The sequence below is a fragment of the Luxibacter massiliensis genome (assembly GCF_900604355.1).
Lineage (GTDB): Bacteria > Bacillota > Clostridia > Lachnospirales > Lachnospiraceae > Luxibacter > Luxibacter massiliensis.
Genome location: NZ_UWOE01000001.1, coordinates 2972241 through 2995824 on the forward strand (window position 1 = coordinate 2972241; position 23584 = coordinate 2995824).

16 protein-coding genes are annotated in these 23584 nt (G+C 44.0%); 4 read left to right on the plus strand and 12 right to left on the minus strand.

Annotation, left to right across the window (positions count from 1 at the left end):
• Nucleotides 1–39: 39 nt before the first annotated feature.
• Nucleotides 40–2022, minus strand: coding sequence for a sodium-translocating pyrophosphatase (locus tag EFA47_RS13660; protein WP_122643780.1), 1983 nt, complete (start codon nt 2020–2022; stop codon nt 40–42).
• 251 nt (nt 2023–2273) lie between these two features.
• On the minus strand, nt 2274–3362 hold the full coding sequence (locus EFA47_RS13665; protein WP_122643781.1) for a M24 family metallopeptidase: 1089 nt from the start codon (nt 3360–3362) through the stop codon (nt 2274–2276).
• Nucleotides 3363–3691: 329 nt separating this feature from the next.
• On the opposite strand from EFA47_RS13665, the gene EFA47_RS13670 reads away from it, so the two are divergent.
• The 3 genes from EFA47_RS13670 (at nt 3692) to EFA47_RS19915 (ending at nt 5778) form a co-directional block, all read left to right on the plus strand.
• Nucleotides 3692–4744 carry a sensor histidine kinase gene (locus EFA47_RS13670; RefSeq protein ID WP_122643782.1) on the plus strand — a complete coding sequence of 351 codons (1053 nt, stop codon included), beginning with the start codon at nt 3692–3694 and terminating at the stop codon, nt 4742–4744.
• Between the two features lie 6 nt (nt 4745–4750).
• Entirely contained in the window at nt 4751–5470 is a 720-nt protein-coding gene (locus EFA47_RS13675) for a response regulator (RefSeq protein ID WP_122644552.1), read from the plus strand.
• A gap of 155 nt (nt 5471–5625) precedes the next feature.
• Nucleotides 5626–5778 (plus strand): hypothetical protein, encoded by a 153-nt coding sequence (locus tag EFA47_RS19915; protein ID WP_164690006.1) that lies wholly within the window; start codon nt 5626–5628, stop codon nt 5776–5778.
• Nucleotides 5779–5960: 182 nt separating this feature from the next.
• Here EFA47_RS19915 and EFA47_RS13680 read toward each other — a convergent pair whose 3' ends face one another.
• The 4 genes from EFA47_RS13680 to EFA47_RS13695 form a co-directional block, all read right to left on the minus strand.
• Nucleotides 5961–7220 carry an Nramp family divalent metal transporter gene (locus EFA47_RS13680; protein WP_235853267.1) on the minus strand — a complete coding sequence of 420 codons (1260 nt, stop codon included), beginning with the start codon at nt 7218–7220 and terminating at the stop codon, nt 5961–5963.
• 104 nt (nt 7221–7324) lie between these two features.
• A complete protein-coding gene (locus EFA47_RS13685) occupies nt 7325–8650 on the minus strand; it encodes an L-cysteine desulfidase family protein (protein ID WP_122643783.1) in 1326 nt (441 codons plus the stop codon).
• Nucleotides 8651–8675: 25 nt separating this feature from the next.
• Nucleotides 8676–9194: an L-2-amino-thiazoline-4-carboxylic acid hydrolase gene (locus EFA47_RS13690; protein WP_235853268.1), complete on the minus strand. Its 519-nt coding sequence runs from the start codon at nt 9192–9194 to the stop codon at nt 8676–8678.
• Between the two features lie 56 nt (nt 9195–9250).
• Entirely contained in the window at nt 9251–10483 is a 1233-nt protein-coding gene (locus EFA47_RS13695; protein WP_122643784.1) for a M20 family metallo-hydrolase, read from the minus strand.
• A 183-nt stretch (nt 10484–10666) separates the two neighbouring features.
• Between EFA47_RS13695 and EFA47_RS13700 the strand changes: the two genes are divergently transcribed.
• Complete coding sequence (locus tag EFA47_RS13700; RefSeq protein WP_164690007.1) at nt 10667–11449, plus strand: IclR family transcriptional regulator; 783 nt, start codon at nt 10667–10669, stop codon at nt 11447–11449.
• A gap of 198 nt (nt 11450–11647) precedes the next feature.
• Here EFA47_RS13700 and rpoC read toward each other — a convergent pair whose 3' ends face one another.
• The 6 genes from rpoC to rplL form a co-directional block, all read right to left on the minus strand.
• A complete protein-coding gene (gene rpoC / locus EFA47_RS13705) occupies nt 11648–15274 on the minus strand; it encodes a DNA-directed RNA polymerase subunit beta' (RefSeq protein ID WP_122643786.1) in 3627 nt (1208 codons plus the stop codon).
• Nucleotides 15275–15288: 14 nt separating this feature from the next.
• Nucleotides 15289–19143, minus strand: a complete 3855-nt coding sequence (gene rpoB / locus EFA47_RS13710; RefSeq protein ID WP_122643787.1) for a DNA-directed RNA polymerase subunit beta — start codon at nt 19141–19143, stop codon at nt 15289–15291.
• Between the two features lie 219 nt (nt 19144–19362).
• Nucleotides 19363–20859, minus strand: a complete 1497-nt coding sequence (araA, locus tag EFA47_RS13715; RefSeq protein WP_122643788.1) for an L-arabinose isomerase — start codon at nt 20857–20859, stop codon at nt 19363–19365.
• Nucleotides 20860–20956: 97 nt separating this feature from the next.
• On the minus strand, nt 20957–21643 hold the full coding sequence (locus EFA47_RS13720; RefSeq protein WP_122643789.1) for an L-ribulose-5-phosphate 4-epimerase: 687 nt from the start codon (nt 21641–21643) through the stop codon (nt 20957–20959).
• A 55-nt stretch (nt 21644–21698) separates the two neighbouring features.
• Nucleotides 21699–22817, minus strand: coding sequence for a GntR family transcriptional regulator (locus EFA47_RS13725; protein WP_122643790.1), 1119 nt, complete (start codon nt 22815–22817; stop codon nt 21699–21701).
• 370 nt (nt 22818–23187) lie between these two features.
• Complete coding sequence (rplL, locus tag EFA47_RS13730; protein ID WP_122643791.1) at nt 23188–23565, minus strand: 50S ribosomal protein L7/L12; 378 nt, start codon at nt 23563–23565, stop codon at nt 23188–23190.
• Between the last annotated feature and the right edge of the window lie 19 nt (nt 23566–23584).

A 23584-nucleotide genomic window follows, 5' to 3' on the forward strand; every position in this document is an offset into this window, starting at 1 on the left:
GACAAATCGGGGAGCTGCACAGCCTGCAGCTCCCCTTCTCTAAATCAATCCTCCTATAGACAGAAATAAAGGTGCGAAAACCAACGATACTATGGTCATTAATTTTATCAGGATGTTTATAGACGGGCCTGATGTATCTTTAAACGGATCCCCCACAGTATCCCCCACAACGGCTGCCTTATGGGCTTCACTCCCTTTGCCGCCATAGTTCCCTTCTTCGATATACTTTTTGGCATTATCCCAGGCGCCGCCTGAATTTGACATAAAAATTGCCATCAGAACCCCTGTGACCAGGCTTCCGGCCAGCATTCCGCCAAGGGATTCCGCCCCCAGTACAATTCCTACTAAAAGAGGGGCAGCCACTGCCATTGTCCCTGGCAGGAGCATCTCTTTCAAAGCTGCCGTGGTAGAAATTGCCACACAGGACTTATAATCCGGTTTCTGTGTCCCCCTCATAATACCCGGGTTCTCACGAAACTGCCTTCTGACTTCTTCTATCATCTCATATGCTGCCTTGGAAACCGAATCCATTGTAAATGCTGAGAACAAAAAAGTCAGCATCCCGCCTATGAACAGACCAATTATGACCCGGTAATCCAAAATATCGATCGTATCCAGCTTCACAGCATTCGCATAGGATACGAAAAGAGCCAATGCCGTCAGCGCCGCTGAGCCAATAGCAAATCCCTTGCCCATGGCTGCCGTAGTATTTCCTACAGAGTCCAGCTTGTCCGTGATTTCACGGACAGACCTGTCCAGGCCCGACATCTCTGCGATTCCCCCTGCATTATCTGCAATGGGGCCGTAGGCATCCACTGCCACCGTGATACCCGTTGTAGACAGCATCCCCACTGCCGCCAGGGCAATGCCATATAGGCCGCTGGCCCAAAAAGAAACCAGTATGCCGGCGCATATCAGCAGCAAAGGTGCAGCTGTCGACTGCATACCCACAGCAATGCCGCTTATGATTGTAGTTGCAGCCCCTGTCTCAGACTGTTCACCGATCCGCTTTACAAATCTATAGTCTGAAGAAGTATAAATTTCTGTAATTATCCCAATCAGGACTCCAACAACAAGGCCTGCAATCACTGCCACTGCCCCGCTAAAATTATGTAACACGATTTTACTCAAAATAATAGATGCTGCCACCACAAGTCCAGAGGATACATAACTTCCCATTTTTAAGGCTTTATGGGGACTAGATCCCTCATCCCCCTTCACAAAGAATGTTGCCGCTATAGACGCTATCAGGCCCAGGGCAGCGATAGCCAGCGGGAACATGGCGCCTGCAGCTTTATAATAAACAACCCCCAAAGTAATAGCCGATACGAGAGACCCTACGTAGGATTCAAAAAGATCCGCCCCCATGCCTGCCACATCTCCCACATTATCTCCCACGTTATCCGCAATAACCGCAGGATTCCTGGGATCGTCCTCGGGAATCCCGGCTTCTACTTTGCCAACCAGATCTGCACCTACATCAGCCGCTTTTGTATAAATCCCACCTCCCACACGTGCAAACAATGCAATAGAGGAGGCTCCCAAACTAAAACCCGATAACACTTCAACATTTTCGGTCAAAATATACACAAGGCTAACCCCCAGGGCGCCCAATCCTGCCACGCACATGCCCATCACTGCCCCGCCTGAAAATGCGACAGACAATGCTTTATTCATTCCCCCGCTCCTCGCCGCATTTGCCGTCCTGACATTAGCTTTCGTGGCCACGTCCATGCCGAAATATCCGGCCAGCGTAGAAAAAAGTGCGCCCACAGCAAAGCAGGCTGCCGTCACCCAGCTTCCAATACCAACTCCTATTAAAATAAACAGTACAGCTACAAAAATAACCAGAATTTTATATTCAGCCGCCAGAAAGGCCTTTGCACCTTCACTGATTGCGTTGGCTATCTCCCTCATTTTATCATTTCCGGCCGATTGTCTCTTAACCTTTACTGACAGATACACAGCGAAAAACAATGTTAAAATTCCTGTCACTGGAACCAAGTATAATGCTGTTTTCATCTCACCCCTCCTGACGTATAAACATAATCACTTTATAAAAACTGACATTCCGCCCATATGCTTCTCTCCGCCAGGCCCCACTCTTATACAGAGCCTGGCCTTCGGCTATTGGAACAGTAAAAAGCGGCCAAAACCTGTAGTCTCTTCAAACCGAATATACTCAGGATGGCCGCTATTATGCCTTATTTGTATTTCATACCCCTGCCCGGCCGCCTTTATATCCTAAACATATGCTGGCCAACCCGGTGGACTTATGCTTCCTCAGGAACAATAATCAAATCCTTAGTAAAGTGGTTTAACACCTCGCATCCATCCTCTGTAATCAGGACAAGATCCTCGATACGTACGCCAATCCCTTCATCCGGCAGATAGATTCCTGGTTCTACTGAGAAGCACTGTCCCGGCTTAATAATATCCTCGTTGACAGAAGATACATCGCCAAACTCATGATCCTCCAGTCCGATAGAATGGCCTGTTCTGTGTGTAAAGTACGGGCCGAATCCCTTCTCTGTAATATAATCACGGCATGCAGCATCAACATCGCACATTCTGTTGCCAGGTTTAGCTGCTGCAATCCCCCGCATATTAGCTTCAACTACAATGTCATATATTTCCTTTGCCCTATCGGAAACCTCACCAATAAATACCGTCCTTGTCATATCAGATGCATAACTGTCTTTGAATGCGCCAATATCAAGGATTACACAATCCCCGCGTTTGCCTTTTGAATTATCTGTTACATGATGTGGGTCTGCTGCGCCTTTCGCATAAGCTGTAATCGGGTCGAAAGAAACATCCTCGCAGCCAAGTTCCTTGTATATCTCACGGATCTTCTCATTGAGCTCTCTCTCGGTCATCCCTTTCCCTGCCCAGGGAATCAGCTTCTCCATGGCAATATCATTCAGCCTTGATGATTCACGCATCAATGCCTGCTCTTTCTCATCCTTGATCATCCTTATATAATCCACAATCATAGAGCCGTTCATAAACTTACTTCCAGCACCCAATTCTTGTAATCTGAGCAAAAATCTTGCAGGCCAGATTTTGTCAATGCCGATAGCTTTATCCTTTTCAACAAACTGTGACAGAATCTCAACGCCATCCTGCACATCATTATACCATACCAGCTCAACCCCAAGATCCTTCTCCTGTGGGAACAGCTCGTTAATCATCAGTTTATGGTTTCCATTTACATTCAGGTAAAGAGCCAATAACCTCTCTCCTGGTACGATCATCTTTCCTGTCAGCCAGAAGATAGTAAGCGGATCCGCAATAATCATCTGCGGCATGTCCTTCTCTTCCATTGCTTTAAGTATTCTGTTCAACTTGCCTGTGTCCATTAATAAGTCCTCCTTTTTCTTGCACATTCCATGCAAATTTTATTAACATACCTCTATAATTGTATAGCTATTTAAGCAACATGTCAATCAGTCTGAGAGGAATCTTATTGTTATTTTTATCGCTAATTTTTTCAAATCTCCTGTAGCTTTTGACCAAATTATGATATACTTTAATCCGCAGATTTATCTGCAGGCCTTCCTGAAAAACCGGACATAGAAATGCATCCATACTTATGACTGATTCACCTGTTTTATCTCAGTTTTAGCCGGCATCTTTAAAAAGCCTGCCCATAAATATGTCTGTTTTATGAAACAATGAGGTGATAAAATTGAAGAACCTATTTAAAAATTTGTCTTTAACCTTTGTATGCCTGTGCGCATCAACGGTCCTTGCATTTTTATTTTTTCATTTTGGCCATAAGAACTCGGTCAATATTGCCCTGGTCTATATTCTGACCCTGATTATCATTGCCCTGAACACACGGGGATATCTGTACGGGATCGCAGCCGCGGTATATTGTGTAGCTGCGGTAAACACATTTTTTACTTATCCATTTTTTAAGATGGATTTCACTTTGGACGGGTATCCTGTCACGTTTTTGGGTATGCTGACTATCAGTATTATTACCAGCACAACAACTACCAGGCTAAAAAAACAAAAAGAAGCTTTGGACGAGCGTGAGCGCAAGCTTGCCGAAGCGGACAAGGAAAAAATACGCGCTAACCTTCTAAGAGCAGTTTCCCATGATTTTAGGACGCCGCTGACCAGTATTATAGGTTCCTCTGCTTCTTTTATTGAAGACCAGGAGAATTTATCCCAAGCTGAACAATTAGAACTGGTCGCCAATATAAATGAAGATGCCAACTGGCTCTTAAATATGGTTGAGAACCTCCTCACTGTGACCCGTATACAGAATGACTCTGGAAAGGTCAAAAAATCACTGGAGGTCGTAGAGGAGGTTGTGGCAGAGGCTATCCTGCGGGTACACAAACGGTATCCCGAATTAAAAATACACGTGGACATGCCCCAGGAGTTCTTAATGCTTCCAATGGATGCCACACTGATAGAGCAAGTTCTGATTAACCTTCTCGAAAATACCTGGCTGCATGCCAATAGCTCAAGGACTGTAGATATAATCATCAAAAGCACTGCCGACGAGGTTATATTTACCATACGTGACTACGGGGTGGGCCTGGATGAGTCACAGATCCCTTCAATTTTTACAGGGAATTATATCAGCAATTCAACCGACCGCCGTAAAGGCATCGGCATCGGATTATCTATCTGTAAAACAATTATAACGGCCCATGGCGGAACAATTACAGCTTCTAACCATAGCAATGGTGCTGAATTTACTTTTATCCTCCCACTGAAAGGGTGAATGAATATGACGCATAAATTTACGGTTTTAATTATAGAAGATGAAAAGAATATACAAACCTTTGTATCTAAAGTACTAAAAAAGCACGATTATAAAGTTCTCTGTACAGACCGCGGAGGTGAAGGCCTGGATATTATCCGCTCCCAGTGCCCTGACATTATTCTGCTGGACCTGGGACTTCCCGACATGGACGGAGGCGAGATTATCCGTGAAGTACGCACCTGGTCCAGCACCCCCATTATTGTTATTTCTGCCAGGACTGCAGAAAAGGAAAAAGTACTGGCCCTGGATTGTGGAGCTGATGACTATATAACCAAACCCTTCGGCACATCTGAGCTTCTGGCCCGTATCCGGGCCTCCCTCAGGCACAGTAACAAACTGATGACTGACAGTACTCTTTATATCCGCCCCTACCAAAGCGGAGGCCTGATTCTGGATTTCTCCAGGCGGCTTTTAACAATTGACGGTGAGGAAATCCATCTGACCCCTATTGAATATAAGATTGTTTCATTCCTTGCCCAAAATTCTGGGAAAGTTATGACCTATGCCGCCATTCTCGCCAGTGTATGGGGGCCTTATGCCGACAGCGACAATAAGATCCTGCGGGTAAATATGGCAAATATACGCAGGAAGCTTGAGGCAGATCCGGCCCAACCCCAGTATATTTTCACAGAGGTAGGCGTGGGGTACCGCATGAAAGAGGATGAATTTTCAGACGCCCTTTAGAGCCTTGTACATGCCTTATATCTGTTGATTAAAAAGCAGCACTATCCTGAAGTTAAAATTGCGCTAAGAACCTTTGTAATTGCTTTTCTTTCCATACTCAATCCTTTAAAATAAAAAAAGTGAAAATAAATTCAATATTAAAGGAGTGTATTTACATGGATACAGGAAATATAGGAATGATTATTTTAATGATCATAGGAGGATCAGCGGGGGTTATTTCCACTGTATATTTAGCCCTTAGTTTTCCAGCTGTGATCGTATGGAAGCTGTACAGAAAAGCGCGCTATGGGTATAAATTAACCGATTAGTAAGAAAAAAGGCTTCCCGCATTTCTACGGCCATACAGCTGCTGGCCTGATAATTCCCAAAACATTTATTTAAAAAAGCAAAAGATAAGCAGTCCTATTTTTAGGGACTGCTTACCTCAGATTGCAGACAAAATCCTTTTATTCAATATCTCTATGGGATTAAAAGCATGAGGTAATTGCTCTTAAAAAAATGATATAATACTACTTATTCCAACTATAAGCGTTACTAACCCAACCAAAAAGCCTAGAAAAGTTTGGATGGGTGTACTTTTATATTTTCCCATTAGGGATTTTCTACTAGTCAAATAAATCAGCAAAAATACAACTACTGGAAGGAAAATTCCATTAACAGCCTGAGCAGTCATAATAATCTTTACAGGTTGGAATCCTGATAATGCAACAATAATGCCAATAGCAAGAACAATAATATTTGTGAAAAAGTATCGCTTGTCACTTTTTTCAGTTTTCCATCCAAATAATCCAGATAGAACAAATGATACTCCTAGAGGTGTCCCTGTAGAGGCTGAAACACCGGCTGCTATCATCCCTATGCATAAAAATGGTTTAGCAAAACGCCCCAATAGCGGCTCTAATGCAACTGCCATATCTGCGGCAGAATTCACTTCAAGTCCACGAATAACTGTGCCTGCACTGATCATGATAGCTGCTGTTATAATTCCTCCAATTATCATTGTTACTGTTGTATCGAAACGAGAAAGTGGAAGTTGTTTTGGATCAGACCATGTTCTTTTAGAACTAGTTGCGTGAATAAACATATTATAGGGCACTACAGTCGTACCTATCATTGCCCCACATGTTAAAGCTGCGCCTTTTGGTATCCTGGGAACTAACCCTGCGAATACTTCGCTTACATCTGGCTTTGTTACTATCATTGTTACTGTAAAAACTATAGCCATAATAGTCACTGTAACAGATAGCAATTTCATAAGTGTTCCTAATATATCATTACTAATGTTTATGATTATAAGTATACAACACCCCCATACGGCAGCCACTATATTTGAAGGAATGCCTGATATGGTAGATACACCCATTGCTGTACCTGTTAAGTCTCCACCCATATAGGCAACTCCACCTAGTGATATGGAAATAGCTATAACCGCTTTCATTATGGCTTTTACTGTAGGCCTATCTTTTAAATATGAGACAATCCCGTCTGCTAATCCAGTCTGTGTAACAATACCAAACCTCGATGCCATTTCTTGTAAAACAATTACTGCTATAATAGAAAATACAACTGTCCACAATAGAGTATATCCAAAATCAGCGCCTGCTCGAGTAGCACTTGTAATTGATCCCGGCCCCATAAAAGTTCCCACAACAAGTATCCCTGGCCCCATATTTTTAAGTTTTTCCTTTAAAGTATATTTATGATACAGCACTCCATTAGCGCTAGACTTTGATGCTTTATTATCTCCCATAAAATTAGTCTCCTATAGATTTCTTTTTTAGTCTTAATTTAATAACTAAAATATCATCGAGATGCTATTATCGTTTCTAACAAAACCAATCATTTATTGTTGTCTTAACACACAGTACTTGATTCTACTGCTTGGTAATTATTTTCTGTTTTCTCCACATTTTTTGAAAGCATAATATTTAAAATTTCAATATCTGTAGATTTCATACCCTCTCTGCCTACTTCTCCAATATTGCGAATAGTACGTTCTACATCTTTTTGCACAAGACCTTCCCCATCTTCAAAAACATGATGGTTTACACTTAAATAGTGAGCCATTATGGCTGCATCTACTGCTGAAGCTATCTTCGCTGCACATGATGGTTTAGCTCCATCACAAACGATTCCTCCTACATTTGCAATAGTATTAATTATAGTTCTAGAAACCTCATCATAATCACCATCATAAAGGTATGTGATTGCTGCACCACTTCCACAAGCAGCACTAACCGCCCCGCAATAAGCAGATAGATTACCAATGTACTTTTTCTGGTGTAAGGCTGTAAGATTACTAACAACAAGGGTTCTATACAACTTATCTTTAGTCACTCCAATTTCCTTAGCATACTCTATAACTGGCAAGGATGCAGTCATTCCTTGGTTGCCACTTCCCGAATTAATAACAACCGGCAAAGAACATCCGCTCATACGCGCGTCTGAGCCTGCTGCCGCTCGTGCTTTTGCGCGTATTTTTATATCGTCTCCATAAGTCTGAAGTAAAGTTTTGCCGACACATGCACCATAATCACCAGTTAATCCCTCGTCAGAGATTGCTGTATTCATATCAATCTGATTATCTAATAAATCTCTGATATCTTCTATATTTACGGTATCAGCAAATTCTAAAATGTCATGGATATTTAATAGCCTTTTATCTCCAAATTTTTCAATACTTTTCATTTCCGTATCACAATGGTAAACTTCTTTACCGTCTACTGCCATACGGACAATATTTGTATGTTTATTTTTTATTTCCACCTCTGCGTTATGATTTTCAAACCAAACTGTAGCAAGGATATATAAATTTTCTACTTCTTTTGCTAATGTGCTATTACAATAGCCGGTCCCCACAAGTTCAGCGGTTTTTTCTTTAACACTTGGAGATATATCTTCTAATACTTCTAATTCCCGAGACGCATTTCCACCTAATGCACCTAGTATTGCTGCTGCTTCTATGCCTTTCAACCCTCCTGAATTTGGCACTGTAACTCCTTGTACATTTTTTACTATATTTCCGCTACATAGCATCTCGATATGAGTCGGTTGACAGCCAAGTAATTCAACTGCTTTAGCGCTTGCATAAGCTATCGCTATGGGTTCCGTGCAGCCAAGGGCCGGAACAAGCTCGCTTTTTAAAATTGCAACATAATTATCATAGATATTTTGATCCATGTTTTTATCTCCTCATAATTAAAGATTACTCTGCTTTCTTATCTTTCATGCGGAAACAGAATGAACAAACACCATCTTCATAAACACGTCTGTCATGGATACATTCTAAATCTTCGTTATAACCATGTGCTATGGCAGGATCTATCATGTCACAATATAATTTCCCATATTCTTCCATTCCATCTTGAATCCATTGGTCTGCAAATCCACATTGAGAAAATAACTGTTCTACTTGATTATCTCCATATGTATTTTGTGCCGTAAAATCATCGCTTCTTCCCATATCATAATTCGGAAGGTAATTTTCTACATTGGCTTCACCGCCATTTGCTTTAGCACGTTCAGCAATATTTCGACCTCTTTCCACACCAAAATTCCAAACGCCGTCTCGGATAGCTTGCTCTCCTTCCTCTCCAAATTTTTCAACAACTTCTTTTGATAGGTGCGCGAATAATCTACAAAATAAAGTCGCCCACGATACAGGTTCCTTACTTTCGTTGTCTTTCATACTTACTGTGCCTTCAGTTTTTTCTTTGTTTTCCATTTTTAATTTCCTCCTTAAATATTTTATTTCATTTATAAGAAATGCTACGCATGTTCTTACTTCTCATTATCCAATGCAATAATAGCTTGGTATAATACCTCTGTTCCTTTGGCAAGAGCTTCTGGTGAAACATACTCTGCCGGATTATGTGTAATACCTTTTCTACAAGGGATAAACATCATTGCCGTCGGCCATCGAGATGATAGTATCATCGCATCATGTCCTGCTCCACTATTCATGGCCTTATAGGAATATCCCAATTGTTCACAGCTTTTTTCAATTACATGGCATAAATCCTGATTCATTTTAATTGGTCTTTTATTTGAGTTAATTTTTACTTCAATATTTACATTACAATTCTGGGCTGCCGCCTTGGCCTCACGTTGAATAAAATTAGTTATTTCTTCTATATGTGATAGTTTTATTGAACGTAAATCTACAGTAAAAATACATTTGTCTGGAATACAATTGGTGGAACCTGGAAACAATTCTATTCTTCCAATCGTTGCAGTAGCACTGTTAACATAATTCTGAGTAACATAATTTGTAATTTGTGTTGCCAATTGAAAGCCTCCCGTTGCTGCATCTTTTCGGTACAACATTGGTACTGTACCAGCATGGCCGGCAAATCCTGTGACAGTCACCGTAAGCCACGAGACAGCTACTATATTTTCAACAATCCCAATATCAATTTTTTCCTTTTCAAGTATTGGCCCTTGTTCATCATGTAATTCTAGAAATGCCAATATTTCATTATCGGTTCTATATGCAGGGCAAGCATCTTTTAATACATAAGATTCCTTAGCCTTTCTTAAAGACAAACCTGTGTCATCATGTATTGTATCTAATTCTTTTTCACCAAATACGCCTGTTATGTATTGGCTTCCAAGTAATACTTGCCCAAAACGGGTACCTTCTTCCTCAATAGTTCCTATTACTTCAAAGGGATGGCGTAATTTTATTCCTTGCTCTTTTATCATGCGGGCTGCTTCAAGAGCGCAGACCGCGCCTGCAATCCCGTCATATGCTCCTGCACATCTCACAGTATCCAAATGTGATCCAGACAAGATAGCTGGTAATTCTTTTTGGGAACCTTCTAAGCGCCCATATACATTTCCGATTTCATCTTCTCTAACATTCAATCCTGCCTCTTTCATACGTTGTTTGAAATAATTTGCACCTTTTCGATAAATATCAGTAAATCCTATCCTTGTAGTGCCTGCTTCACAAGGTTCTGAAATGTGTTTTAGATTTTCAATATCAGCTAGAATTCTTTTTATATCAGTCATTGCTTTGTCTCCTTGCTTTCACTAATACTAAATTGACATAGTTTATTTATACGGTTATAATATCAGAATAAAACGATAATACAATTAATAAGACGGCATTGTCGTGAAAAATCAAAATATTGTTAATGTTATTCAATTAATCCTATTTTTTTTATGCACAATTACCAAGGGAGAGAGAAAACTATGAAAAATGAAATTAAGACAATACAATCGGTACAAAGAGCCATAGATATTTTGAATTGCGTTGGAGATGCTGGTCACAGTATTAGTTTAAAAGAAATCAGCTCAAAATTAGAACTTAATATAAACACAGCTCGTGGTTTGGCACAAACACTTTTAGTAAATGGTTTCCTATCCAGAGATGCTGAACATGGAACCTATGCACTTGGATATGAATTTCTAACAAAATCAAAACTAGTATATGAAAATCAAATACAGCGTATCAGAGATATTGCACATCCCCGCATGGAGAAAATAACAGAAAATTATGGGATTTCTTCTTGGCTACAAATTAGTTTTTATAGAAATATTTATACCGTGGAGACTGTTGAACCAACTAATTCAACTTATTCATATGCTCCAAAATCAGGTGCTAATCTTCCGCTACATGCATCGGCATCAGGTAAACTACGTATTGCTTACATGCCAGAAACTGAACGCCAAAAAATAGTTCTAAATGTTCCCTTAGACAAACTAACCATGTATACAATTACTGAACGGGAGGCTTTTATTCAAATGATAAATGATGTCTATCATAATGGGTATGCAACTGAATTCGAAGAAATTGATGAAGGTATCAGCAGTGTGGCTGTTCCAATATTTGATAAACAAGGTGCTTTAGACGGAACGCTGAGTATTGCTGCACCTTCAGTAAAAGTGAAAGGGATTTTTAATAAACTGTTAAAAGATTTAAAACAAGCAAGTATTTATATTTCTGACAATATTTCCAAGCATTATACTATCTAATACTTTTTTGTTTTTATTATTATCCATGTATTTTTTAAATGGCTACGCCAAGCCTCCTAAAAATAAAAGTGGCCCCAACAAGGGAGCCACTTCAGACTGTAGATAAAATTGGCGCTGAAGTTAGGCTCCAACGCCAATTTTATCTACAGTCTAAAGTAAGCAGTCCTCTTCCGGGACTGCTTACCTTTTTATCATTCTCTATACTTCGGGCAATATTAAATCTTCACTCAGATCCATATCCTCTTCAAAGTCAATCTCATCGTCTAGGCTCAATTCGGTACTTAGCTTCACATCCCTGTACTTTCTCATACCTGTACCTGCAGGAATATGTTTACCGATAATAACATTTTCCTTCAGGCCTATCAGATGGTCTACTTTCCCTTTAATAGCCGCTTCTGTCAAGACCTTCGTTGTTTCCTGGAAGGAAGCCGCTGACAGGAAGGAATCTGTTGCAAGAGACGCCTTTGTGATACCCAGCATAATCTGCTCACCTGCTGCGGGATCCTTTCCCTCTGCCTCGAGCTGCTCATTCACCTCGTTAAATTCAAGTACATCTGCCATAGTGCCTGGAAGGAATTCAGAATCTCCCTTCTCTTCGATACGGATTTTCTTCAGCATCTGGCGCACGATCACCTCTATGTGCTTATCATTGATCTCAACGCCCTGCAGGCGGTATACACGCTGTACTTCCTGAATCATATAGTCCTGCACTGCCCGCAGTCCCTTGATCTTCAGGATATCATGTGGGTTTACACTACCCTCTGTCAGCTCGTCGCCGGCCTCCAGCTCTGCTCCGTCCTGCACCTTAATGCGGGAACCATATGGTATAAGGTATGCCTTTGACTCACCTGTCTTATCGTTTGTCACAATAATCTCGCGCTTTTTCTTTGTATCGCTGATGGTGGCAGTTCCTGCAAACTCCGTAATAATCGCAAGTCCTTTCGGCTTCCTTGCCTCAAAAAGCTCCTCCACACGGGGAAGACCTTGGGTAATATCATCACCGGCAACACCGCCCGTATGGAAAGTACGCATGGTCAGCTGTGTGCCTGGCTCTCCGATAGACTGAGCTGCAATAATACCGACGGCCTCTCCCACCTGTACTGCCTCGCCTGTAGCCATGTTCGCCCCATAGCACTTAGAGCATACGCCGTTCTTGCATTTACATGTGAGGATAGTGCGGATTTTTACTTTCTCCAGTGTATTTCCATTCTCATCCACACCATTCTTCATGACTTTTTCTGCCCGCCTTGGCGTGATCATGTGATTTGCTTTCACAATCACATTGCCGTCTTTATCTTTAATATCTTCACAGGAAAAACGGCCCGTTATACGCTCCTGAAGGCTCTCAATCTCCTCATTGCCGTCCATGAAAGCTTTTACATACATGCCTGGTATTTCTTTTCCCTCCTCCATGCAGTCACTGTCATGGATAATTAATTCCTGGGAAACGTCAACCAGTCGTCTGGTAAGGTATCCAGAATCGGCTGTACGAAGGGCTGTGTCAGACAGACCTTTACGGGCTCCATGTGCAGACATGAAATACTCCAGTACGTCTAACCCTTCACGGAAGTTAGACTTAATAGGAAGCTCGATCGTACGTCCTGTCGTATCTGCCATCAACCCGCGCATACCTGCAAGCTGCTTAATCTGCTTGTCAGAACCACGGGCGCCTGAATCTGCCATCATAAAGATGTTATTATACTTATCCAGGCCAGAAAGCAATGCCTCTGTCAATTTATCATCTGTGGCCTTCCAGGTCTCCACGACCTCTTTGTATCTCTCTTCTTCTGTGATAAGGCCACGTTTATAGTTCTTTGTAATTTTATCCACTGTATTCTGGGCAGTTTCAATCATCTGCGGCTTTTCAGGGGGTACTGTCATATCGGAAATAGATACTGTCATGGCGGCCCTGGTTGAATATTTATACCCGATTGCCTTTACATCATCCAGCACCTCTGCTGTCTGGGTCGCTCCATGTGTATTGATTACCTTCTCTAAAATTTGTTTTAGCTGTTTTTTCCCTACATGGAAGTCCACCTCCAGTAAGAGCTCATTCCCTTCTGCCTCACGGTCTACAAATCCCAGATCCTGGGGGATGATTTCATTAAAGAGGAGCCTTCCCAGGGTAGCTTCAATTATGCCAGATTTTACAGACCCATCAGGCATTGTCTTAGAGATACGCACTTTAACCTTGGAATGCAGTGTAATATATCCATTCTCATAAGCCAAGATAACCTCATTCACATTTTTAAAGAACATCCCTTCTCCCTTGGCGCCTGGCCTCTCCTGAGTCAGGTAGTAGATACCAAGAACCATATCCTGTGACGGCACCGCAACGGGCCCTCCATCTGACGGCTTCAGAAGGTTATTCGGGGAGAGCAGAAGGAAACGGCATTCTGCCTGTGCCTCTACTGACAGCGGCACATGGACCGCCATCTGGTCTCCGTCAAAGTCTGCGTTGTAGGCAGTACAAACAAGGGGATGAAGCTTAATCGCCTTACCCTCCACGAGAATCGGCTCAAACGCCTGGATACCCAGCCTGTGCAGCGTGGGGGCACGGTTAAGCATAACCGGATGCTCTTTAATGACTTCCTCCAGCACATCCCAGACCTCCGGCTGCAGCCGCTCTACCATTTTCTTTGCATTTTTAATATTGTGTGCAGTTCCATTGGCGACAAGCTCTTTCATAACAAAAGGCTTGAACAGCTCAATGGCCATCTCTTTTGGAAGGCCACACTGATAAATCTTGAGTTCAGGGCCTACTACAATAACAGAGCGCCCTGAATAGTCCACACGCTTCCCAAGAAGATTCTGGCGGAAACGCCCTGACTTACCTTTGAGCATATCAGAAAGAGACTTCAAGGCTCTGTTTCCCGGACCTGTAACCGGACGCCCACGGCGGCCATTATCAATCAGGGCATCCACCGCTTCCTGCAGCATACGCTTCTCGTTCCGCACAATAATATCCGGCGCCCCCAGTTCCAGCAGCCTCTTCAGGCGATTGTTCCTGTTAATAATTCTCCTGTATAAGTCATTCAAGTCTGAAGTCGCAAAACGTCCTCCGTCCAGCTGTACCATCGGCCTCAGATCTGGCGGGATAACGGGAATTGCTGTGAGGATCATCCACTCCGGCTTATTGCCCGATTCCCGGAATGCCTCCACCACTTCCAGGCGCTTTACGATCCTGGCACGCTTCTGGCCTGTGGCATTTACAAGGCCCGCCTGGAGTTCCGTATATTCTTTCTCCAGGTCAATTGCCTGGAGGAGCTCCTGGATGGACTCTGCCCCCATGCCTACCCGAAAAGCTCCATACCCCCACTTTTCCTTCTCTTCCTGGTATTCTGCCTCGGAGAGTACTTGTTTGTACTGTAAGTCTGTTTCCCCTTTATCCAATACAATATAGGATGCGAAATACAATACCCTTTCCAGCGTCCTCGGGGAGATGTCCAGGATCAAACCCATACGGCTGGGAATCCCTTTAAAATACCAGATATGGGAAACCGGCGCTGCCAGCGCAATATGCCCCATACGCTCACGGCGGACAGAGGCCTTCGTCACCTCTACGCCGCATCGGTCGCAGACTACCCCTTTATAACGGATTTTCTTATATTTCCCGCAGTGGCATTCCCAATCCTTGCTTGGTCCGAAGATTTTTTCACAGAAAAGGCCGTCCTTTTCTGGTTTCAGTGTCCTATAATTGATGGTCTCAGGTTTCGTAACCTCACCTCTCGACCAGTCCATAATTTTATCCGGTGAAGCCAGCCCGATTTTAATTGCATCAAAAGTTAATGGTTGGTATTGTTGTTCATTACTACTTGTTGGCATATAAATGGCTCCTCCTATTCTTCGTCATCCATAAATTCTTCAAAGTCGATTCCCTCTTCCTCGAAATCTTCCTCCTCCGGTTCCACATTTTCCAATTCTTCCCCGACGAATTCCTGCTCTGTAAATCCATGATCCCCATAAGACTCATTCTCATCGCGGTATCTCCTGTCGCCCTCAATAATAGAGTGCAGGTCTGTCTCGCCGTAATCGACGGTTTCCATAATCTCAACCTCTGTGTTGTCATCGCGCAGCACACGTACGTCCAGAGCCAGGGACTGCAGCTCTTTTAAGAGCACCTTGAAAGATTCCGGGATACCAGGTTCCGGGATATTTTCTCCCTTGATGATTGCCTCATAGGTCTTCACACGCCCTACAACATCGTCTGACTTCACAGTCAGGATTTCCTGTAAAGTGTAAGACGCCCCATAAGCCTCCAGGGCCCATACCTCCATCTCTCCGAAACGCTGTCCGCCAAACTGCGCCTTACCGCCCAGGGGCTGCTGTGTTACCAGTGAGTATGGGCCGGTAGAACGTGCATGGATCTTATCATCTACCAGATGGTGGAGCTTCAGATAGTGCATGTGCCCGATCGTTACAGGACTGTCAAAGAACTCTCCTGTACGGCCGTCACGCAGACGCACCTTACCGTCCCGGGAAAGAGGCACGCCTTTCCAAAGCGCCCTGTGTTCCCTGTTTTCTGACAGATAGTCAAGCACCTCTGGAAGCAAAGAATCTCCATGTTTCTTCACAAAGTCTTCCCATTCCATATTTACATAATCATTAGCCAAGTCAAGAGTGTCCATAATATCGATCTCATTGGCGCCGTCAAATACCGGCGTGGAGATATTAAACCCAAGCGCCTTTGCGGCCAGGCTTAAATGGATCTCCAACACCTGTCCGATGTTCATACGTGAAGGCACTCCCAGAGGGTTAAGGACAATATCCAGAGGACGCCCGTTAGGCAGATAAGGCATATCTTCCACAGGCAGTACACGGGAAACAACACCCTTGTTGCCATGGCGCCCTGCCATCTTGTCACCAACAGATATTTTTCTCTTTTGAGCAATATAAATACGGACCGCCTGATTCACCCCTGGCGACAGCTCATCCCCGTTCTCCCTCGTGAATACTTTGGCATCCACTACAATACCGTACTCACCGTGGGGGACTTTCAGAGATGTATCCCTTACTTCACGGGCCTTTTCGCCAAAAATGGCGCGCAGCAGCCGCTCCTCGGCAGTTAGCTCTGTCTCTCCTTTGGGCGTCACCTTGCCCACTAGGATATCCCCTGCCCGTACCTCTGCTCCAATACGGATGATCCCTCTTTCATCCAGATCTTTAAGTGCATCATCTCCGACGCCTGGTATATCTCTTGTGATTTCTTCAGGCCCTAACTTAGTATCTCTGGCTTCGGCCTCATATTCCTCGATATGCACAGACGTATATACATCGTCCTGCACCAGCCGCTCGCTGAGCAGAACGGCATCCTCATAGTTATAGCCTTCCCATGTCATAAAACCGATAAGAGGGTTCTTGCCAAGAGCCATCTCCCCGCTTGAAGTGGAGGGGCCGTCAGCTATTACTTGTCCTTCCTCTACCCTCTCGCCTTTATCTACAATTGGTCTCTGATTGTAGCAGTTGCTCTGGTTACTCCTTAAGAACTTAGTAAGTTTATAAGTCTTTCTTGTCCCGTCCTCATGCTTAATGGTGATATCTTTGGATGTGGAACGCTCAACCACGCCTGCCCTGTCGGCAACCATGCAGACCCCGGAGTCAACTGCCGCCTTTGTCTCCATGCCGGTGCCCACTACAGGGGCCTCCGTTGTGAGGAGGGGCACTGCCTGACGCTGCATGTTAGATCCCATCAATGCACGGTTAGCGTCGTCATTCTCAAGGAAGGGGATCAGCGCTGTGGCAACGGAAAATACCATCTTAGGAGAAACATCCATATAGTCAAACTTGCTTCTCTCATATTCCTGAGTTTCCTCCCGGTAACGTCCTGAAACATTCTTATGCAGGAAATGCCCGTTCTCGTCCAAAGGTTCATTGGCCTGGGCAACATGATAATTATCTTCTTCGTCTGCGGTCATATACACAACTTCATCTGTGACAATCGGATTGTCCGGATTGGTTTTGTCTATCTTCCGGTACGGTGCTTCCACAAAACCGTACTCATTGATTCTTGCATAAGTGGCAAGAGAGTTGATCAAACCGATGTTAGGCCCTTCAGGCGTCTCAATAGGGCACATTCTTCCATAATGGGAATAGTGGACGTCACGGACTTCAAAACCTGCACGGTCCCTGGAAAGACCTCCAGGCCCCAGGGCAGACAGACGTCTTTTATGGGTCAGCTCACCAAGCGGGTTATTCTGATCCATAAACTGGGACAGCTGTGAAGATCCAAAGAATTCCTTAACTGCGGCGGTCACAGGTTTAATATTGATCAGTGACTGAGGAGAAATCCCCTCCTGATCCTGGGTTGTCATTCTCTCCCTGACAACTCTCTCCAGCCTGGATAAGCCGATTCTATACTGGTTCTGCAAGAGTTCTCCCACTGCCCGGATACGTCTGTTCCCCAAATGGTCAATGTCATCGTCATTGCCCATCCGGTATTCCAGATGAATATTATAATTAATAGAAGCAAGTATATCTTCCTTCGTAATGTGCTTTGGTATCAGATCATGGATGTCCCTTCTGATGGCATGTTTGAGTTCCTCAATATCACCGCCAGTCTCCTCTAACAATCCCTCCAGAACGGGATAATATACCTGCTCTGTGACACCTACCTCTTTCGGGTCTATATCAACCACAGCCTGTAAATCTACCATCATATTGGACAGGATCTTGATATTGCGGGAATCTTCTTCCCCCTCTACCCACAGGTAGGGCACCGCTGCATTCTGAATTTTGTCAGCCAATTCCCTTGTAACCACTGTCCCCTTTTCCGCTACTACCTCACCAGTCAGCGGGCTAACCACATCCTCTGCCACTCTCTGGCCTTTAATACGGTTCTTTAAAGCTAACTTCTTATTGAACTTATAACGTCCAACTTTCGCCAGGTCATAACGTCTGGAGTCAAAAAACATACTTGTAATCAGGCTCTCCGCACTGTCTACAGCGAGCGGTTCCCCTGGCCTTATCTTTTTATACAGCTCTAATAAACCTTCCTGATAATTTTCGGCCACGTCTTTGCCGAAGCTTGCAAGGATTTTAGGCTCCTCCCCAAACAGGTCGAGGATTTCTGCATTTGTCCCAATGCCAAGGGCACGGATTAAAACGGTAATCGGTACTTTTCTTGTTCTGTCTACACGTACATAAAAAACGTCATTGGAGTCTGTTTCGTATTCTAGCCATGCCCCCCGGTTAGGAATGACTGTGGATGAATAAAGTTCTTTTCCGAGCTTGTCATGGGCAATTCCATAATAAATACCAGGTGAACGTACCAGCTGGCTTACGATAACACGTTCAGCACCATTGATTACAAAGGTACCAGTCTTCGTCATAAGCGGAAGGTCTCCCATGAAAATCTCATGCTCGTTAATCTCATCGTTGTCCTTATTGTAAAGCCTTACCCTTACCTTCAAAGGTGCAGCGTATGTTGCATCACGCTCTTTACACTCTTCAATTGTGTACTTTACGTCATCCTCGCAAAGCGTAAAATCAACAAATTCCAGGCTCAGATGGCCGCTGAAATCAGAGATTGGGGAAATATCGTCAAATACCTCTTTCAGTCCTTCATCCAGAAACCACTGGTATGAGTCTTTCTGGACTTCAATAAGATTCGGCATCTCTAATACTTCTTTTTGCCTGGAATAGCTCATGCGTGAACTTTTTCCGTTTGTGATGGGACGAATTCTGTTTTTCTCCATTGACGTTTCACTCCTCATATATTTTTTGGCGGGCTGCGAGATGCCCTTCAATCAGTTCCTGTAAATTGGAAAAGAGCCATGTGATAGTAAATAATGGCATACCTTTCCATAATAGCGCATTTTTTACTATATCACATAACTCTTTTTTCTGTCAACATATTTCCTGTGAATGTTTTAAAAAAACTCTTGACATATGTCGATTTTTGTGATATTAACCTTTTATTTTCTGAATACCGCCTCATTCCATAAAAGTTCATTTTTAAATTGGCGGATTTTCGTGTCCTTATCGATATATACCGCCTCAATTCCCATGGCCGCCGCCCAGTCTCCCATCTGTTCAGAGGTCAGGTCATAGGAGAACGCGGTATGGTGGGCGCCTCCTGCCAGGATCCATGCCTCGGCCCCTGTGGCCAAATCAGGCTCCGGCGTCCAGAATGCTGTTGCCACTGGCAGCTTAGGCATAGGCTTCTCTGTTTTCTTACAATTTACATCATTTATAATCAGGCGGAATCTATCTCCTAAGTCTATCAGTGATGTGGCCACTGCCGGCCCTTCTTTTGCTGTAAACACTAAACGTGCGGGATCCTCTCTGTCGCCCATACTCAAAGGCTGCTCTTTGATGCTGATAGGCCCGTCTGCTATTGTGGGGCATACTTCCAGCATATGGGCCTGAAGAATCCCTTCTTTCCCCGGTATCAGGTTATAAGTATAATCCTCCATGAAAGAAGTCCCTTTGGCATCCTTCATACCCTCGGTCATAATCTTCATTATACGTACCATAGCGGCAGTTTTCCAGTCCCCCTCACCGCCAAAGCCATATCCTTTTTCCATCAACCGTTGGATTGCCAGTCCCGGAAGCTGTTTCAGGCTTCCCAAGTCCCCGAAATGGGTCACAATTGCCTGGTAGTTTTTTTCAGTAAGGAATTTCTCAAACCCAAGCTCGATCCCCGCCTGTACTGCCACATGCTCCCTGAACTCTTTCTCGTCTCTCCCCTCGGTTATGATCTCATATTTATCGTAGTACTCTTCCACAAGGGTATTGATGTCCCCCTGAGAGACTCCTGCCACGGCCTCTGCAATCTCATTTACCGGGTAGGCGTCTATCTCCCATCCAAATTTAATCTGGGCCTCTACTTTATCACCCTCTGTCACGGCTACATTTCTCATATTATCTGCTATACGCATCACACGTACATGGCTGCTCTCAATAACCCCCACGCCAGTGCGCATCCAAGATCCAATTTTGCCCTGCACCGATTTGTCGCCCCAGAACCCCACAACGACCTTCCGCTCCATTCCCAGGCGGCTGAAGATATGGCCATACTCCCTGTCACCATGGGCAGACTGATTCTCATTCATGAAATCCATGTCAATAGTATCGTAGGGAATCTCCTGGTTAAACTGTGTGTGCAGATGGAGCAGCGGCTTGCGGTATTCCTGAAGTCCCAGAATCCATGACTTTGCAGGTGAAAAAGTGTGCATCCATGTTATGACGCCTGCACAATCCTCATCCATGTTCGCTTCATTAAACGTCTTTCTGATCAGCTCGTTGGTAATTAATGTAGGCTTCCACACCACCTCATAGGGAATAGAATCAGACCCATTCAGCGCCTCCACAATCCGCTTAGAATGCTCGGCGACATGGGCAAGGCACTCATCCCCGTATAAGTCCTGTGAACCTGTACAAAACCAGAATTTATACTGCTTCCTTTTCATGCTTGTACCTCCTTGTTGGTAATAGGGTCAAAGGGGACAGTCCCTTTTGCAAAAGGGACTGTCCCCTTTGACTTCCATTTTCAGAATATTCTGACTTTTATTGTCCATAATAGGCATTGGCCCCGTGTTTTCTATAATAGTGCTTATCCTGCAGCTCCTGGGGCGCAGGCTGCACATGCGGATGAATCATCTCACAGCGGGAGGCCATTTTGGCCACTTCCTCCAAAACTACCGCATTATGCACGGCCTGGGCCGCATCCTTCCCCCAGGTAAAAGGCCCATGGTTTTTGCATAAAACAGCAGGCATGGAAATATAGTCCTGGTTTTTAAAGTGTTCTACTATAAGCACACCAGTATTTTTCTCATATCCCTCATCAATCTCGGCCTTTGTCAGATTTCTCACGCATGGTATTTCACCATACATGTAGTCTGCATGGGTAGTGCCGTAGCAGGGGATCCCCCGCCCTGCCTGCGCCCAGCTGGTGGCCCAGGAAGAATGTGTATGTACAATCCCTCCAATATCAGGAAACGCTTTGTATAATTCAACATGTGTGGCTGTGTCGGAGGATGGGTTATATTTCCCCTCCACCTTCTTGCCCTCCAGATCCACAACTACCATGTCATCTGGGGTAAGCGCCTCATAATCTACGCCGCTGGGTTTAATTACAAACAGATTCGACTCCTTATCCAGTCCACTGACATTCCCCCATGTAAATGTAACCAGTCCGTATTTGGGAAGCAGCATGTTTGCTTCGTATACCTCCCGCTTCAATTGTTCTAACATTTGTGCTCCTCCTTTATTAAAATTTTTATTTTAGGGTACCTGATGGCCTAAAATATTACAGCCTGCTTCCAAGCTCTTCTAATTCATCCAGCAATCTGACCGATTTCCTGATAATCAATTTAGGCTGGAGTTCAACGCTCTCCACATCCCCGCCTTTTTCCAGCATCTCCAGAATCTTAAAAGCGGCAGCCGATGCCAGCTCTTTAACTGGATTCTGTGCAGATGTGAGGGGAATCTCACACCGTCCGGCCAGATCAGAATTATCAATCCCAACGATAGACAAATCCTCTGGAATACGGATTCCCCCTTCTTTGCAGATTCCAACCAGCTTGTTTGCCACCTCGTCATTATAACACACACAGGCCGTACATCCCAATATACGCCTGAGATAACGGGGGGCGTCTTCCCCCATCTCTCTCACCTGGCAGGTATCAACCCAGGCAATCCGCTCCCCTATCACCTTGATGTCCCTGGCCATCAGAGCATCTGCATATCCCGCATATCTTCTATGTCCCTGGCCGTCATCCCCTTTAAATATCCCTGCAATCTTTTTATGCCCGCACTGGATCAGGTGCTCTGTGACGATTCGCCCTGCCATAAAATCATCCATGCCCACATGCACTGCTTGAATCCCAGAATAATAGCTGTTTATAAATAACACAGGAATTCCTTGACTGGCCAATTCTCTGTAAATATTCAAGTTGGGCGTAGGCAGGCCGCTCTTTGTTGGTTCCGCAATAATACCGTCCACTTCGCCGCCTTTCAAAAACCCTTTAAGAATCATACGTTCCTTTTCTACTGTATTATTAGTAAAAGCAATCTGCAGTGCATACCCTTTACCCGACAGGCACTTTTCTATTTCCTTGATCATACTTGGAAAAATATACTCATCTATATAAGTTGTCATAACGGCAATGCGCATGGTCCTAACCCCGGAAGGCGCACCCAGTCTTTCAATCCCTCTCACATAAGTGCCGCTTCCGCGCCTCCTTTTCACAATCCCCCGCCGCTCCAGAACTGACACCGCATGACGTGCTGTCTGCCTGCTGACACGGAACATGGATACCAGCTCATTTTCAGAATAAATTCTTTCCCCTGTACGGATATGCCCCTGATTCACTTCTTCCATAATCCATTCTGCTATTTCTTTATATTTTACCCGCTCCTCCGTCATGGAAGCCTCCTCCGTGTATTGCCTCCGCCTCTTTTCCCCTCTACTGTACAATACATCTCACCTGAATACAAGATGGAGTGTTTAACAAATGTTCATACAACTTAAGCCTTATTTTTTGTAATTTGTGTTTTCTCTCCCTAAAGTTGTATCATACATCTTATCCAGATAGAACCTCTATATTTTTATAGCAGTCTCAACTTCAGCCTTATCCTGCAAAAAGGCCCCTGCCGGCAGGAACCTGTATGAGGGCAGAAAACTGCAGGAACGCCAAAACAAAAATGCTGTCCGGCAGATATCTCTTTATCTGCCGGACAGCATATAATTCTATATAAGCAGTTCACACAAAGCTAGTATTCTAAATATACCAGAATTATTTCAGGTTTACTTCTGCCCCTTCGCCTTCCAGTTTAGCCTTGATCTCCTCAGCCTCTGCCTTAGAAACAGCTTCCTTAACTACCTTTGGAGCCCCGTCAACTAACTCCTTAGCTTCCTTTAAGCCAAGTCCTGTGATCTCGCGTACAGCTTTAATTACCTTAACCTTAGAAGCGCCTGCTGCAACTAATTCTACGTCAAACTCATCCTTCTCTTCTGCTGCGCCTGCTCCGTCTCCGGCTGCTGCTGCAACTACAACGCCTGCTGCTGCAGACACACCAAATTCTTCTTCACAAGCTTTTACTAACTCATTTAATTCTAATACTGATAATTCTTTGATTGCTTCAATCATTTCAGCTGTTGTCAATTTAGCCATTTTTATATCCTCCATTTTA

What these genes read in the sequence shown, in the direction of transcription:
- EFA47_RS13660 (WP_122643780.1), bottom strand. Translation starts at nt 2,022, where the DNA reads ATGAAAACAGCATTATACTTGGTTCCAGTGACAGGAATTTTAACATTG.
- EFA47_RS13665 (WP_122643781.1), bottom strand. Translation starts at nt 3,362, where the DNA reads ATGGACACAGGCAAGTTGAACAGAATACTTAAAGCAATGGAAGAGAAG.
- EFA47_RS13675 (WP_122644552.1), top strand. Translation starts at nt 4,751, where the DNA reads ATGACGCATAAATTTACGGTTTTAATTATAGAAGATGAAAAGAATATA.
- EFA47_RS19915 (WP_164690006.1), top strand. Translation starts at nt 5,626, where the DNA reads ATGGATACAGGAAATATAGGAATGATTATTTTAATGATCATAGGAGGA.
- EFA47_RS13680 (WP_235853267.1), bottom strand. Translation starts at nt 7,220, where the DNA reads ATGGGAGATAATAAAGCATCAAAGTCTAGCGCTAATGGAGTGCTGTAT.
- EFA47_RS13685 (WP_122643783.1), bottom strand. Translation starts at nt 8,650, where the DNA reads ATGGATCAAAATATCTATGATAATTATGTTGCAATTTTAAAAAGCGAG.
- EFA47_RS13690 (WP_235853268.1), bottom strand. Translation starts at nt 9,194, where the DNA reads ATGGAAAACAAAGAAAAAACTGAAGGCACAGTAAGTATGAAAGACAAC.
- EFA47_RS13695 (WP_122643784.1), bottom strand. Translation starts at nt 10,483, where the DNA reads ATGACTGATATAAAAAGAATTCTAGCTGATATTGAAAATCTAAAACAC.
- EFA47_RS13700 (WP_164690007.1), top strand. Translation starts at nt 10,667, where the DNA reads ATGAAAAATGAAATTAAGACAATACAATCGGTACAAAGAGCCATAGAT.
- rpoC (WP_122643786.1), bottom strand. Translation starts at nt 15,274, where the DNA reads ATGCCAACAAGTAGTAATGAACAACAATACCAACCATTAACTTTTGAT.
- rpoB (WP_122643787.1), bottom strand. Translation starts at nt 19,143, where the DNA reads ATGGAGAAAAACAGAATTCGTCCCATCACAAACGGAAAAAGTTCACGC.
- araA (WP_122643788.1), bottom strand. Translation starts at nt 20,859, where the DNA reads ATGAAAAGGAAGCAGTATAAATTCTGGTTTTGTACAGGTTCACAGGAC.
- EFA47_RS13720 (WP_122643789.1), bottom strand. Translation starts at nt 21,643, where the DNA reads ATGTTAGAACAATTGAAGCGGGAGGTATACGAAGCAAACATGCTGCTT.
- EFA47_RS13725 (WP_122643790.1), bottom strand. Translation starts at nt 22,817, where the DNA reads ATGACGGAGGAGCGGGTAAAATATAAAGAAATAGCAGAATGGATTATG.
- rplL (WP_122643791.1), bottom strand. Translation starts at nt 23,565, where the DNA reads ATGGCTAAATTGACAACAGCTGAAATGATTGAAGCAATCAAAGAATTA.